Origin of the sequence: Streptomyces sp. NPDC049837, from assembly GCF_040674455.1 — a bacterium.
Lineage (GTDB): Bacteria > Actinomycetota > Actinomycetes > Streptomycetales > Streptomycetaceae > Streptomyces.
This window is the reverse complement of record NZ_JBFAMP010000010.1, coordinates 227,631-240,135: the sequence shown is the minus strand read 5'-3', so window position 1 is coordinate 240,135 and position 12,505 is coordinate 227,631. Positions and strand designations below refer to the sequence as shown.

The 12,505-nt window shown below is 72.8% G+C and carries 12 protein-coding genes; 5 read left to right on the top strand and 7 right to left on the bottom strand.

Features of this window, described 5'->3' with window-relative positions:
• Positions 1–15 precede the first annotated feature (15 nt).
• A complete protein-coding gene (locus tag AB0J57_RS26570; RefSeq protein WP_366130788.1) occupies positions 16–1,518 on the bottom strand; it encodes a PLP-dependent aminotransferase family protein in 1,503 nt (500 codons plus the stop codon).
• 101 nt (positions 1,519–1,619) lie between these two features.
• On the opposite strand from AB0J57_RS26570, the gene AB0J57_RS26565 reads away from it, so the two are divergent.
• From AB0J57_RS26565 to AB0J57_RS26550, 4 genes are all read left to right on the top strand, one after another.
• Positions 1,620–2,312, top strand: a complete 693-nt coding sequence (locus AB0J57_RS26565; protein ID WP_366130787.1) for a hypothetical protein — start codon at positions 1,620–1,622, stop codon at positions 2,310–2,312.
• A complete protein-coding gene (locus AB0J57_RS26560) occupies positions 2,309–3,076 on the top strand; it encodes a glycerophosphodiester phosphodiesterase (RefSeq protein WP_366130786.1) in 768 nt (255 codons plus the stop codon). Before AB0J57_RS26565 ends, AB0J57_RS26560 begins: the two co-directional genes overlap by 4 nt.
• Positions 3,077–3,118: 42 nt before the next feature.
• Entirely contained in the window at positions 3,119–4,477 is a 1,359-nt protein-coding gene (locus AB0J57_RS26555) for an MFS transporter (protein ID WP_366130785.1), read from the top strand.
• Between the two features lie 255 nt (positions 4,478–4,732).
• On the top strand, positions 4,733–5,107 hold the full coding sequence (locus AB0J57_RS26550) for an RNA polymerase-binding protein RbpA (protein ID WP_026278069.1): 375 nt from the start codon (positions 4,733–4,735) through the stop codon (positions 5,105–5,107).
• 250 nt (positions 5,108–5,357) lie between these two features.
• Here AB0J57_RS26550 and fxsA read toward each other — a convergent pair whose 3' ends face one another.
• The 4 genes from fxsA to AB0J57_RS26530 all read right to left on the bottom strand — a co-directional run bounded on the left by fxsA (position 5,358) and on the right by AB0J57_RS26530 (position 9,333).
• Positions 5,358–5,909: an FxsA family membrane protein gene (gene fxsA, locus AB0J57_RS26545; protein WP_366130784.1), complete on the bottom strand. Its 552-nt coding sequence runs from the start codon at positions 5,907–5,909 to the stop codon at positions 5,358–5,360.
• A 46-nt stretch (positions 5,910–5,955) separates the two neighbouring features.
• The gene (locus tag AB0J57_RS26540; RefSeq protein WP_366130783.1) at positions 5,956–6,720 is read right to left on the bottom strand and encodes a polyprenol monophosphomannose synthase; all 765 of its coding nucleotides are present in this window, start codon (positions 6,718–6,720) and stop codon (positions 5,956–5,958) included.
• Between the two features lie 539 nt (positions 6,721–7,259).
• Entirely contained in the window at positions 7,260–8,870 is a 1,611-nt protein-coding gene (locus AB0J57_RS26535) for an amidohydrolase (protein ID WP_366130782.1), read from the bottom strand.
• Positions 8,871–8,892: 22 nt separating this feature from the next.
• A complete protein-coding gene (locus AB0J57_RS26530; protein ID WP_126887834.1) occupies positions 8,893–9,333 on the bottom strand; it encodes an Lrp/AsnC family transcriptional regulator in 441 nt (146 codons plus the stop codon).
• Between the two features lie 203 nt (positions 9,334–9,536).
• Between AB0J57_RS26530 and AB0J57_RS26525 the strand changes: the two genes are divergently transcribed.
• A complete protein-coding gene (locus AB0J57_RS26525; protein WP_366130781.1) occupies positions 9,537–9,935 on the top strand; it encodes a hypothetical protein in 399 nt (132 codons plus the stop codon).
• A 33-nt stretch (positions 9,936–9,968) separates the two neighbouring features.
• Here AB0J57_RS26525 and AB0J57_RS26520 read toward each other — a convergent pair whose 3' ends face one another.
• Positions 9,969–11,069 carry a phosphotransferase family protein gene (locus tag AB0J57_RS26520; protein WP_366130780.1) on the bottom strand — a complete coding sequence of 367 codons (1,101 nt, stop codon included), beginning with the start codon at positions 11,067–11,069 and terminating at the stop codon, positions 9,969–9,971.
• 128 nt (positions 11,070–11,197) lie between these two features.
• Positions 11,198–12,244 (bottom strand): hypothetical protein, encoded by a 1,047-nt coding sequence (locus tag AB0J57_RS26515; RefSeq protein WP_366130835.1) that lies wholly within the window; start codon positions 12,242–12,244, stop codon positions 11,198–11,200.
• Positions 12,245–12,505 lie beyond the last annotated feature (261 nt).

The following is a 12,505-nucleotide window of genomic DNA, read 5'->3' as shown; positions in this document are numbered from 1 at the left end:
GGCGGGCACCTCGCCTCACGCCACGAACGTCCTGGGCGCCTCGCCCGTACCGGCGCTCGCACCCGCCCGCACCAGGCGGGCCGCCGCCGCGAGCCGTGCGGCGGCCTCGTCGGCGACCGGACCGGAGACCGTGAACGGCAGCCGTACGTACCCCTCGAAGGCGCCGTCCACGCCGAAGCGGGGCCCCGAGGGCACCCGTACGCCGACCCGTTCGCCCATCTCGGCCAGCCGGGAACCGGACAGCCCGCCGGTGCGGACCCACAGGGTCAGGCCACCGCGCGGCACCTCGAACTCCCAGTCGGGCAGCTCCCGGCGTACCGCCGCGACCAGCGCGTCACGGTTCTCCCGCGCCTGGGCACGCCGCAGGGATACGGCCTCCTCCCAGCCCCCGGTCCGCATCAGCCAGTTGACGCCGAGCTGCTCCAGTACGGGCGTGCCGAGGTCGGCGTACGCCCGGGCGGCGACCAGCGAGCGGATCACGTCCGGCGCCGCCCGCACCCACCCGATGCGCATGCCCGCCCAGAACGCCTTGCTCGCCGAACCGACGGTGAGCACCGTGCTCCCGGCCGGGTCGAAGGCGCACACGGGCCGGGGCATGTCGAGCCCCTCCTCCAGGTACAGCTCCGTCATGGTCTCGTCGACGACGAGCACCGTCCCGGCCGAGCGGGAGGCGTCGACCAGCGCGCGCCGCCGGTCCTCGTCCGCCAGCGCCCCGGTCGGGTTGTGGAAGTCCGCGACGACATAGGCGAGCCGGGGCGCCGCGTCCCGCAGGACCTGCCGCCAGCGCGCCATGTCCCAGCCCTCCAGCCCCTCGGCCATCGCGACGGGCACCAGGCGGGCGCCGGCCTCCCGCATCAACTGGAGGATGTTGGCGTACGAGGGCGACTCGACCGCGATGCGTTCGCCGCGACCGGCGAACAGGTGGCAGATGGCGTCGATCGCGCCCATCGCCCCGGTCGTCACCATGATCTGCTCGGGCATCGTCGGGATGCCCCGTTCCGTGTAGCGGTCGGCGAGCATCTGCCGCAGCGCGGGGAGACCGGCCGGGTAGTCCCCGTGCGTGTGGGCGTAGGGCGCCAGCTCTTCGAGGGCACCCTGGAAGCCACGGGACAGCCACGGCTCGGGCGCGGGCAGGGAGGCACAGCCCAGGTCGATCATGGAGCCGAGCGACTCCGGGGGCAGCGGTTCGAGGCCCCGCGCCGGCAGCGGGTTCCCGGCGGGCACGGCCGTCCAGCTCCCGGCGCCCCGGCGGGACTCCAGGAACCCCTCGGCGCGCAGCGCCTCGTAGGCGGCGGCGACCGTCGTACGGCTCACGGACAGGGCGAGGGCCAGCTCCCGCTCGGCCGGGAGCCGGGCGGCGACCGGGACGCGGCCCTCCAGCACCAGCAGGCGGATGCCGTCGGCGAGCGCGCGGTAGGCGGGCGGCTTACGGGTGCCGGGGCCGGCCGGCCGGGGCTGCTGCGCGTTGAGCTGCCGGGCCAGTTGGGCCGGGCCCACCGCCGAAGTCCACTCAGCCATGGAATTCAGTCCACCTTCCTGAAATTGGACCTGGTTGGGGGCCGAAGCCCTGCCACAGGGTGACATGAACCAGTCCACCACCACCACATTGGGGGCACAACATGTCGACGACATCCGGCACACCGGATACGGACGACTCCGACGGCACACCGCGGCGCCTCACCCGCAGGCTGCTCCAGCTCTACGTCGGTCTGGCCCTGTACGGCGCGAGCTCCGCCCTCCTCGTCCGCAGCGGTCTGGGGCTGGAGCCGTGGAACGTCCTGCACGAGGGGCTGGCCGAGCTGACCGGTCTGTCGATCGGTGTCGTCCTGACCATCGTCGGCGCCGCCGTCCTGCTCCTGTGGATACCGCTGCGGCAGAAACCCGGCCTGGGCACCGTCTCCAACGTCGTCGTCATCGGTGCCGCGATGGACGGCACCCTGTGGCTCGTCCCGGACGTACACGGGCTGCTCACCCAGATCCCCTTCATGGTCGCCGGCATCGTCCTCAACGGGGTGGCCACCGGCCTGTACATCGCCGCCCGCTTCGGCCCCGGCCCGCGCGACGGCCTGATGACGGGCCTGCACCGGCTGACCGGCCGGTCCATCCGTCTGGTCCGTACGACGATCGAAGTCGCCGTCGTCCTCACCGGGTTCCTGCTGGGCGGCTCGCTGGGGGTGGGGACCGTGCTGTACGCCGTGACGATCGGCCCGCTCGCCCAGTTCTTCCTGCGCGTCTTCGCCATCCCCGGTCAGGGCGGCGGAAGCACCGTGGTCGCCTCCGGGAAACCCCGGCAGGCCATACTGCGGCGGTGACTCGCGTACGCCATCCCTATCTGGACCACCCGTCCTCCCCCATACCCTTCGCCCACCGCGGCGGTGCGGCGGACGGCCTGGAGAACACGCTGGCCGCCTTCCGGCGGGCCGCCACGGCCGGTTACCGCTACTTCGAGACCGACGTGCACACCACCGCCGACGGCCGCCTCGTGGCGTTCCACGACGCGACGCTGGACCGGGTGACCGACACCCGCGGCCGGATCCGGGACCTGCCGTGGAGTGTCGTGCGCCACGCGCGCGTGGCGGGCAAGGAGCCGCTGCCGCTCTTCGAGGAGCTGCTGGAGGAGTTCCCCGACGCCCGCTGGAACGTGGACATCAAGGCGGAGCCCGCCCTGGAGCCCCTGATCGAGGTCGTGCGCAAAGCGGGCGCCTGGGACCGGGTCTGCGTCGGCTCCTTCAACGAGGGCCGGGTGGCCCGGGCACTACGGCTCGCGGGCCCGCGTCTGGCCACCTCGTACGGGGTGCGCGGGGTGCTGGGGCTGCGGCTGCGTTCGTACGGCATCCCCGCGGCGCTGCGGGCGGGCGCGGTGGCGGCGCAGGTGCCGGAGACGCAGAACGGCATCCGGGTGGTGGACCGGCGGTTCGTGAGGGCCGCGCACGAACGGGGACTTCAGGTGCACGTGTGGACCGTGAACGATCCGGACCGGATGGCCGCTCTGCTCGACCTGGGGGTGGATGGCATCATGACCGATCATCTGGAGACGTTGCGCACGGTACTGACCGACCGGGGGGTCTGGGTCTGAGCGTGCCTTTCGTCTCCCTCCACGGGGACGAAGGGGGCGGGCGTGAGCGACGCCGAAACCGCCGACCGGGCAGCCGGTGAAGCCGGAGCGTCCGACCGCCGGCGCGAGCAACGCGGCTGGTATTTCTACGACTTCGCGTGCTCCGTCTACTCGACGAGCGTGCTGACCGTCTTCGTCGGGCCCTACCTGACGTCGGTCGCCAAGGCGGCGGCGGACGCGGACGGCTTCGTCCACCCCCTCGGCATCCCGGTCCGCGCGGGATCGGTCTTCGCGTACGCGGTGTCCGTCTCGGTCGTCCTGGCGGTGCTGGTGATGCCGCTGGCGGGTGCGGCGGCCGACCGTACCGGCCGTAAGAAACCGCTGCTGGCGGTGGCCGCGTACCTGGGGGCGGCCGCCACGGCGGGCATGTTCTTCCTGGACGGGGACCGCTATCTGCTGGGCGCCTTCCTCCTGATTGTGGCGAACGCCTCACTCGCAGTGTCGATGGTGCTGTACAACGCCTACCTGCCGCAGATCGCCGCACCCGAGGAGCGCGACGCCGTGTCCTCGCGGGGATGGGCGTTCGGCTATACGTCGGGGGCTCTCGTCCTCGTCCTGGACCTGGTCCTGTACACGGGCCATGAGTCGTTCGGGCTTTCGGAGTCCGAGGCGGTCCGGATCTGCCTGGCCTCAGCCGGACTGTGGTGGGGCGCCTTCACCCTCGTACCGCTGCGGCGGTTGCGGGACCGGCGGGTGGCGCCCGGAGGCGAGGGCGCGGTCGGTTCGGGCTGGCGGCAGTTGCTGGCGACGCTGCGCGACATGCGCCGGCATCCGCTGACGCTCTCCTTCCTCCTGGCCTACCTCGTCTACAACGACGGTGTGCAGACGGTGATTTCACAGGCCTCCATCTACGGATCGGAGGAACTGGGCCTGGAACAGACCACCCTCATCACGGCCGTGCTGCTGGTCCAGGTCCTGGCCATCGCCGGGGCGCTGGGCATGGGCCGCCTGGCGCGCACCTACGGCGCGAAGCGCACGATCCTCGGTTCGCTGGCGCTGTGGACGCTGATCCTCGCGGCCGGGTACTTCCTGCCGGCCGGGGCGCCGGTGTGGTTCTACGCGCTGGCGGCGGCGATCGGGCTGGTCCTGGGCGGCAGCCAGGCGCTGTCGCGGTCGCTGTTCTCACACCTGGTGCCGCGCGGCAAGGAGGCGGAGTACTTCTCGGCCTACGAGATGAGCGACCGCGGGCTGAGCTGGCTGGGGCCGCTGGTGTTCGGACTCGCGTACCAGCTCACCGGCAGCTACCGGGACGCCATCATCTCGTTGGTGATCTTCTTCGCGCTGGGCTTCATCCTCCTCGCGCGGGTGCCCGTGCGGCGCGCGGTGGCCGCCGCGGGGAACCCGGTGCCGGACCGGATTTAGACGCGGAAGTGAAAGGCCGGTAGTGTACGCCTTTGGCCTGCCAGGCGGACCGTTACTGCGTGCTCTGTAAGCAAAGACGCTGGGTGACATCTGATGCCAGATGTGACAAACCGGGCACTGGTGGGTACAAAAAGGGGCGGCACGACGGGCGACGCATGACCCGCAACGGGAATCTTTACCGCCGACCGGACGTTGACCGGATGACGACGACAGCGACACCTGTCCTGTGGGCGACAAGCCCGGGAGGCACGATTCATGAGTGAGCGAGCTCTTCGCGGCACGCGCCTCGTGGTGACCAGCTACGAGACCGACCGCGGCATCGATCTGGCCCCGCGCCAGGCGGTGGAGTACGCATGCGAGAAGGGGCATCGTTTCGAGATGCCGTTCTCGGTCGAGGCGGAGATTCCGCCGGAGTGGGAGTGCAAGGTCTGCGGAAGCCAGGCACTCCTCGTTGACGGGGACGGCCCCGAGGAGAAGAAGGGCAAGCCGGCGCGTACGCACTGGGACATGCTCATGGAGCGGCGCACCCGCGAGGAGCTCGAGGAGGTGCTGGCCGAGAGGCTGGCGGTCCTGCGTTCCGGCGCCATGAACATCGCCGTGCATCCGCGCGACAGCCGGAAGTCCGCGTAAGCGCACCCGCACGAGCGCCACGAGCAAAGCCGCGGGGCGGCGGTACACCACGTGTACCGCCGCCCCGCGGCTTTGCCCTGCGCCAGGGGCGGCGTGGTCTGCGGCGGCTTCGCCCTGCGCGCCCGGGCTCACGTGGCCCCCGGCGGCGTCCCGGGCGTGCGCGCCGTGCCCCACGGTGGGGGCCACACCGCGGGCCACCCGGGTGCGGCTTCCCCCCTCCCCCCCGCGTCGGTCCCCCCGGCCGCTGGGGTCAGTGGGGCAGCGGGGGGCGGGGGGTTTCGTCGTTGTGGGGGGTGTCGGGGTGGATGACCTCGCCCTGGACGACCTTGCCGTCGGGGCGGTGGATGCCGTAGCCGGGGACGACGGCCCGCACGCGGCGCTCCAGGGCCTTCTCCGCGTACCGCCCGGCCATGGTGCGGACGCGGGGGACGAGGAGGAGCAGGCCCACCGCGTCGGAGATGAGGCCCGGCAGCATCAGCAGCAGCCCGCCGAGCATCAGGAAGCCGTTTCCGGTGCTCGCCCGGTCGGCGGCGGGGCCCGCGCCGGGGCCCGCTTCCTGCTGCTGCTGGAGCGTTTCGGTCAGCGTACGGAAGGCCTGCCGCCCGGCACGCTTGATCACCGCCGCACCGAGCACGCCGCCGCCGACGAGCAGGGCGAGCACGGCGAGCCCGCCGGCCTCGGCGGCCACGAGGGTGAGCAGCCAGATCTCCAGCACCAGCCAGGCGGCGATGCCCAGAGGGACGAGGTTGCGGGCGCGTGAGCGCGGCTTGCGGGCGAGAGGAGGCGGTGCGCCGTTCATCATGCCCCCAGTGTGCCTGGGAGCCTGCCAGGACGGCGTAAAGGGCCGATCAGCGCTTGCGGCCCAGGACGCGGCCGGCCCGGGAGGTGACGCCCCAGGCGGTGACCCGCCACAGGGCCTCGACGACGATGTCCCGGCTCATCTTGGAGTCGCCGAGCTCCCGCTCGACGAAGGTGATCGGCACCTCGACCACGTGGTACCCGGCGGCCACCGCGCGGCGGGCCAGGTCGACCTGGAAGCAGTACCCCTGGGACGCGACCTCGTCGAGGCCGAGGCCCTCCAGGGTCTCCTTGCGGAAGGCCCGGAAGCCGCCGGTGACGTCCCGGATGGGCACGTCGAGGAGAAGGCGCGAGTACGTGCTGCCTCCACGGGAGAGGAACTCGCGGGACTTGGGCCAGTTCACGACCCGGCCGCCCGGCACCCAGCGGGAGCCGAGGACGAGGTCGGCGCCCTTGAGGGCGGTCAGCAGCCGGGGCAGCTCTTCGGGCTGGTGGGAGCCGTCGGCGTCCATCTCCACGAGGACGCCGTAACCGTGCTCGATGCCCCAGCGGAAGCCCGCCAGGTAGGCCGCTCCCAGCCCTTCCTTGCCCTTGCGGTGCAGGACGTGGACCTGCTCGTCCTCGGCGGCCAGCTCGTCGGCGAGCTTGCCGGTGCCGTCCGGGCTGTTGTCGTCGGCGACGAGGATGTCGGCGTCCGGCACGGCGGCGCGCACCCGGGACACGATCGGCTTGATGTTCTCGGCCTCGTTGTAGGTCGGGATGATCACCAAGGCTCTGCCGAGCGGGCCGTAGCGCCTCTGGCCACCGTCGTTCACTGCTGCCCCTTACGTCCGTACACGGATCACCACCATAGCGAGCCCCCGGCGGGACCCGTCGCGGCGGCGGTACGAAAGGGGATCCGGCGGGTGGGGACCGGGCGGGCGCGAGTGGGCCCCGACGTCCTTCGGGCCGACCTGGGGCCCGCTGGCTGCGGGTCGACCGAGAGCCGTTGTCTACTGAACGTCCGGGCCCCACCCGGGTCGCACCTCCCCCGAGCTCCTGGGGAGCAGGGGGGACCTCCAGCCGGCGAAAACCTTCCCTCGCCCCCGAGGCGCGGGCGCTGGACCTGGCTCCCAGTGGTGGTGCACCGGTGCGGCACACCACCCCATGGCCCAGCGGCGTTCGACGACTGCGTGGAGGTCGACCGGTCGGACGTCCTGTGGTGGACCCGGCCGAACCTACCCGCCGCCGACCGCTCGCTGTCAACACCCGCCCGACCTGCGGCGATTGACGGAAACAGCAGGTCAGAGGGGAAGATCCGCAGGTCGCGGACGACCTTCCGGGAGCGGCGGCGCGGGCGCGCGCCGCCTTTACGTCACTCGTTCGGTCGCAGGAAGACCGTGCGTCCGGCGACGACGGTCCGCAGGCAGACGGGCAGGTCGGCGCCGGGAGTGAGATCGGGCAGGCCGGGCGTTCCGGAGCGCGGGTCGGTGGACCAGCGGGCGACGCGGTCGTCGGGCGCCTGGACGACCAGCTCGCCGGTGCGCCAGACCGCGTAGTCGGCGGGAGCCCCGGGCACCAGGATCCCGGCGTCGTCCCGGCCGGTGGCGCGCCAGCCGCCCCGGGTGTGGGCCGTGAAGCCCGCGCGTACCGAGATCCGGTGCTCCGGTGTGCGGTGGAAGGCGGCGGCCCGGACGGTGCCCCAGGGGTCCAGCGGGGTGACGGGGCTGTCGGAGCCGAAGGCCAGGGGCACACCGGCGCGCAGCAGCGCGGCGTACGGGTTGAGCGTGCGCGCCCGCTCGGCGCCCAGGCGCTGGGCGTACATGCCGTCCTCACCGCCCCAGGCGGCGTCGAAGGCGGGCTGCACGGAGGCGGTGAGGCCCAGCTCGGCGAAGGCGGCGATCGTCTCGGGGGTGAGCATCTCGGCGTGCTCGACCCGGTGGCGGGCGGCACGCACGCGTGCCAGGCCGACCGTCTCGGCGGCGGCGCGTACGCCCTCGACGACCGTGCTGACGGCGGCGTCCCCGATGGCGTGGAAGCCCGCCTGGAGCCCGGCCTCGGTGCAGGCGGTGACGTGCGCGGCGACGGCGGCCGCGTCGAGGTGGGCGGTACCGGTGTGGCCCGCGTCGGCGTACGGCTCGTGCAGGCACGCGGTGTGGGAGCCGAGGGAGCCGTCCACGAAGAGGTCTCCGGCCGCGCCGAGGGCGCCCAGTGCCTGTGCCCGCTTGACGTCCGTGTCGGCCCAGTAGCCGACCACCCGGGGGCCGGGTTCCGCCGCGGCCAGGGCCAGCAGGGCGGTGAAGTCGTCCTCGTCGGAGATCTCGGGGCCCGCGCACTCGTGGACGGTGCCGATGCCGAGGGAGGCGGCCCGGCGCAGCGCCGCGCGCTGGGCCTCGGCGCGCTGGCCGGGGGTCACGGCTGCGTGGGCGGCGGCCCGTACGGCGTGGTGCGCGGCGGCGGTGAGCGGCTGGTCCGGGTGGTACCCGGGGAGCTCGGTGACGCCGGGCACGAGGTCGAGGAGGGCGGTGGTGACGACCGCGGAGTGGACGTCGACGCGCGGCAGGTAGAGCGGCCGGCCGCCGGTGGCCTCGTCGAGTTCGGTACGGGACGGGGGGCGCTGTTCCGGCCAGCGGGCGGCGTCCCAGCCCTGGCCGAGGAGGACCCGGTCGGCGGGGCGGGCGGCGCTGTGCGCCCGTACGCGCTCCAGGGCCTCGGCGAGCGTACGGGTGTCCGACAGGTCGAGGCCGGTGAGGGCGAGCCCGGTGGCCGTGGTGTGGACGTGCGCGTCGGTGAAGGCGGGGGTCACCAGGGCGCCGTCGAGGTCGATCACCTCGTCCACGCCGGAGGCGAAGGCGTCGGCGGCGCCCTCGGATCCCACCCAGGCGACATGGCCGCGTTCGACGACCATCGCGGTGGCGAAGGGGTCGGCGGGGCTGTGGACGTCTCCACCGCGCAGGAGCACGGTGCGGTGTTCGCTCTCGGTCATGGTGACCAGCCTAGATACGCGGCTATACGCGGGGTGGCCGGGCCTCGTACGGGGTGGAGAGCACCACGGTGGTACGGGTGGAAACGCCGGACTGCGAACGGATCCGGGTGAGCAGGTGCTCCAGCTCCAGGGGGGTCGCCACCCGCACCTTGAGGATGTAGTTCTCGTCGCCGGCGACGCTGTGGCAGGCCTCGATCTCGGCGATGTCGGCGAGCCGGTCCGCGATGTCGTCGGGGGCGCTGGGGTCGAACGGTTTGACCGAGATGAACGCGGTCAGCGGCAGGCCGACCGCCTCGGGGTCGACGACGGCGGCATAGCCGCGGATGACTCCGCGCTGCTCGAGGCGTCGGACGCGCTGATGCACCGCCGAGGTGGACAGGCCCGTGGCCTTGCCCAGGTCGGTGTAGCTCATGCGCCCGTCCTTGACGAGCAACTCGACGATCTGACGATCCAGCTCCTCCATGCGGTCAACCTATTGCCCCGGGTGCCTCCCGGCACAGTCGGGGCACCTCGGAGGGGCACCTGCGGGCGGCATGTGACGAAGACCACAGGTTTGTGACCGGGGTCCTTCGTGACCGGATGGTTATTCGCGCGAGCGGAAGGGAATTGCTTGCTGTGGTCGAGGCCGCAAGAGCCTGGTCGGCCCACCCGAGGGGGAGATTCTCCATGCAGGAGCCTGTTGATTCGGTCGCATCCCACGAGGACGACGAACTCGACGCATATGACACTTTCGAAATGGTCCGGGTGATCTGCCCGGACTGCTCTCAGCCCATCGCGCTGCTGGCGGACGAGGACGTGCTGCCGGAGCACGCCCTGTGCCCCACGCCGTGGAACCCGTTCGTGCTGACGGTGTGCACCGGCACCGGCCGGGCGGCGTCCGACGCGCGCCCCGCCGACGAGTCCCTGGAGCTCCAGGAGCAGGACACCGCCCTGCTGCTGACCCTCCCGCAGGGGCTCGACTGGCGTACGCAGCCCTTCTCGCACGTGGGCGGGCCCGGCTCGCGCCCCATCAAGGTGCCGCGCCCGGCCCACCGCCACGTGCCGCCGATGCGGCGCGCCGCCTGACGTCACGTCAGTCTCCGCCGCTCCAGTCGGCGTTCAGACCTCGTTCCAGTAACGGTCCTGCACCATCGCCCTGAGTGTGGCGTGGTGCAGGATCAGGCTGTCCGGGTCCTCGGGCACCTCCACTTCGCCGAAGTACGCCTGGCGGTAGGCGACACGGAGCATCACGATGGCGTGGCGCAGGGCCGCGTACAGGGTGTGGAAGTCCATGTCGCGCGGTGTGTGACCGGTGAGTTCGGCATAGCGGCGCTCCACGGCGTCCCGGCGGAGGAAGCCGGGCAGCCCCGGCTGGCCGAAGCTCACGGTCAGGTCCTGGAAGAACCGGTGCAGGTACACGGTCCAGCCGAGGTCGACCTCGCGCGGGGCGCAGCCGGCCATCTCCCAGTCGAGCACGGCGGCGGGTTCGAAGCCGTCGTAGACGATGTTGCCGATACGCGCGTCGCCCCAGGTGAGCACGGCCGGCCCTTCGTCGGCGGGCCAGGTGGCCTCCAGCCGGTCGAAGGCCGCCTCGATCAGCGGTGAGCGGGGCAGCCCGTCGGTCACCCAGGCGTAGTAGGCGCGTTGGGCGTCGACGTGGCGGCGCAGGGGGCTGCCCTTCCCGGCGGGCATCAGGAACTCCGCCTCACCGGGCGGGAACTGGTCGTGCAGGCGGGCCAGGACCGAGACGGTGGCGGCTTCGAGTCGGGCGCGCTCGGCGTCGGTGGCGGCGTGCAGCCAGTTCCCCTCGTACGTGTACGGCATGACGTCCGGCGGTACGCGGCCCTCAGCGCGGGCCATGACGAAGAAGGGCGCGCCGAGCGGCGCCGGGTCCCGCTCCAGCCACAGCACGCGCGGCACGGGGACGTCGGTGTGTACGGCCACCAGGCTCATCACGCGGTACTGCCGCGCCATGTCGTAGACGGGGAAGATCGTGTACGCGGCGGGGTCGGCCGCCAGGCGCAGCGCGCACGCGCGGACGGGCGCCTCGGGGTGGTCGACGGTGAACAGCAGCGTCTCGCTGGACATGCCGTTCGACGTGGGCACGGCCACGTCGGCGACGCGTGCGCCGGGCAGCCGGGTGCCCAGCCAGGCGGTGAGGCGCGTGGCGAGTTCCTCGGGGTCGCGGGTGGTGGTGCGGGGGCGTGGTGCCGTGGTCATGGCGGTGCTCCTCGCGGGTCGGCGCCGGGGGCGGCGTTTCAGTGGCCCGGTGGGACCGAGCGGGCCTGAGCCGGGCGCGCGTTCAGTGGCCCGGTGGGACCGCACGGGCCCGAGCCGGGCGCGGCGTTTCAGTAGCCGGTGAAGCCGCTCGGGTCGTGACGGCCGAAGCTGCCGTGCTCGAAGATTCCGTAGCCGGTGCGGCCGTCGAGGGTGAAGCGGGCGGCGTGGTCGGTGACGCCGTAGGCGGCCATGGGGTGGGCGTCGGGATCGGACAGGTCGTAGCCGCACCGGTCGGTCCAGCCCCTTCCCCGCCAGGTGCCGTGCTGCCAGTCGGTCGCGGGGGGATAACCGGCGCCGAGGGCGAGCGGGGAGGAGGTGAGGACGTCGACGCCGATCTCCAGGGGCTTGCGCGCGGGGTCGGTGAGGTGGATGACGGCGCGCTCGGGGTGGCGGGTTCCGGGGCGGTACGTGATGTCGGTGTGGGGCCAGCCGAGCTGGGTGTCGCGGTGGCCGTCGCGTACGAGGAGGGCTTCGTTGAGGCTGCGGTACCCGTCGGCGTCCTCCTGGGCGATGACCATCACGAAGCGGTCGTCGAACCGCATGGGGATCCAGAGCCAGTGGAAGCCCTCGGGGCGGAACTCGTCCGCGCGGCCCGCCTCCTCGCCGGGGATGGGGCGCACTCCCCAGCTCCGGTCGCGCGTTCCGGTCCACTCCCCCGCCGTCACGGGCATCTCCTCACCGGCGACCCTGATGACACCCGTGCAGTGGCCGGCCTGGACGAAGCGGCGGCCTTCGAGGACGAGCCGGCCGCCGCGGCGCTGCGTGTGGTGCGGCTCCCAGACGGCGGGGAAGTCCGCGGTCCAGGTGATGTCGTAGGAGAAGGAGTCGGGGTCGGCGGGGTCGGGGGCGCAGTGGAGGGTCAGACGGCGCAGCGGCTCGTCGACGGTGATGCGCAGCGGGCCGACCGAGAGGTCGAGGCGGTCGTCGGTCAGGGCGTCGGAGGCGCGGACGGCGCGCAGCCGGTCTCCGGTGCGGAGCGTGGCGTAGGCGTCGATGACCCCGGTGTTGGGGTAGACGCCGAGGCCGGCGATCAGCAGGGCGCGGCCCCGGTGGTCGAGGACGTGGAAGATGCACCGGTCGTAGGCGTTGCGGTCGCCGCTGACGTGGTGCTTCATCGACAGCGGCGCCTGGTGGACGGGGTACTCGTCGAGCGCGATCGGTCGGTCGTCGGACGACACGCTGACCTCCGGTGACGGCAACGGGATTTGACGGTACGTCAGCTCTCGTGCCGTGGCCAGACGCGTGCCGGTCCCGGGCCGCACCCCGCCACGCGCCTCGGTGGCGGGCGGGGTGCGAACTGGCGCCCGAATCCGGCGGGCGGTGACCAGGCGGGGCCACCCGGCGTTGGCCGGGCATGAACTCGCTGTACTCGACGT

Coding starts and splice junctions, on each gene's coding strand:
- AB0J57_RS26570 (WP_366130788.1), bottom strand. CDS start 1,518: ATGGCTGAGTGGACTTCGGCGGTGGGCCCGGCCCAACTGGCCCGGCAG.
- AB0J57_RS26565 (WP_366130787.1), top strand. CDS start 1,620: ATGTCGACGACATCCGGCACACCGGATACGGACGACTCCGACGGCACA.
- AB0J57_RS26550 (WP_026278069.1), top strand. CDS start 4,733: ATGAGTGAGCGAGCTCTTCGCGGCACGCGCCTCGTGGTGACCAGCTAC.
- fxsA (WP_366130784.1), bottom strand. CDS start 5,909: ATGATGAACGGCGCACCGCCTCCTCTCGCCCGCAAGCCGCGCTCACGC.
- AB0J57_RS26535 (WP_366130782.1), bottom strand. CDS start 8,870: ATGACCGAGAGCGAACACCGCACCGTGCTCCTGCGCGGTGGAGACGTC.
- AB0J57_RS26530 (WP_126887834.1), bottom strand. CDS start 9,333: ATGGAGGAGCTGGATCGTCAGATCGTCGAGTTGCTCGTCAAGGACGGG.
- AB0J57_RS26525 (WP_366130781.1), top strand. CDS start 9,537: ATGCAGGAGCCTGTTGATTCGGTCGCATCCCACGAGGACGACGAACTC.
- AB0J57_RS26520 (WP_366130780.1), bottom strand. CDS start 11,069: ATGACCACGGCACCACGCCCCCGCACCACCACCCGCGACCCCGAGGAA.
- AB0J57_RS26515 (WP_366130835.1), bottom strand. CDS start 12,244: ATGAAGCACCACGTCAGCGGCGACCGCAACGCCTACGACCGGTGCATC.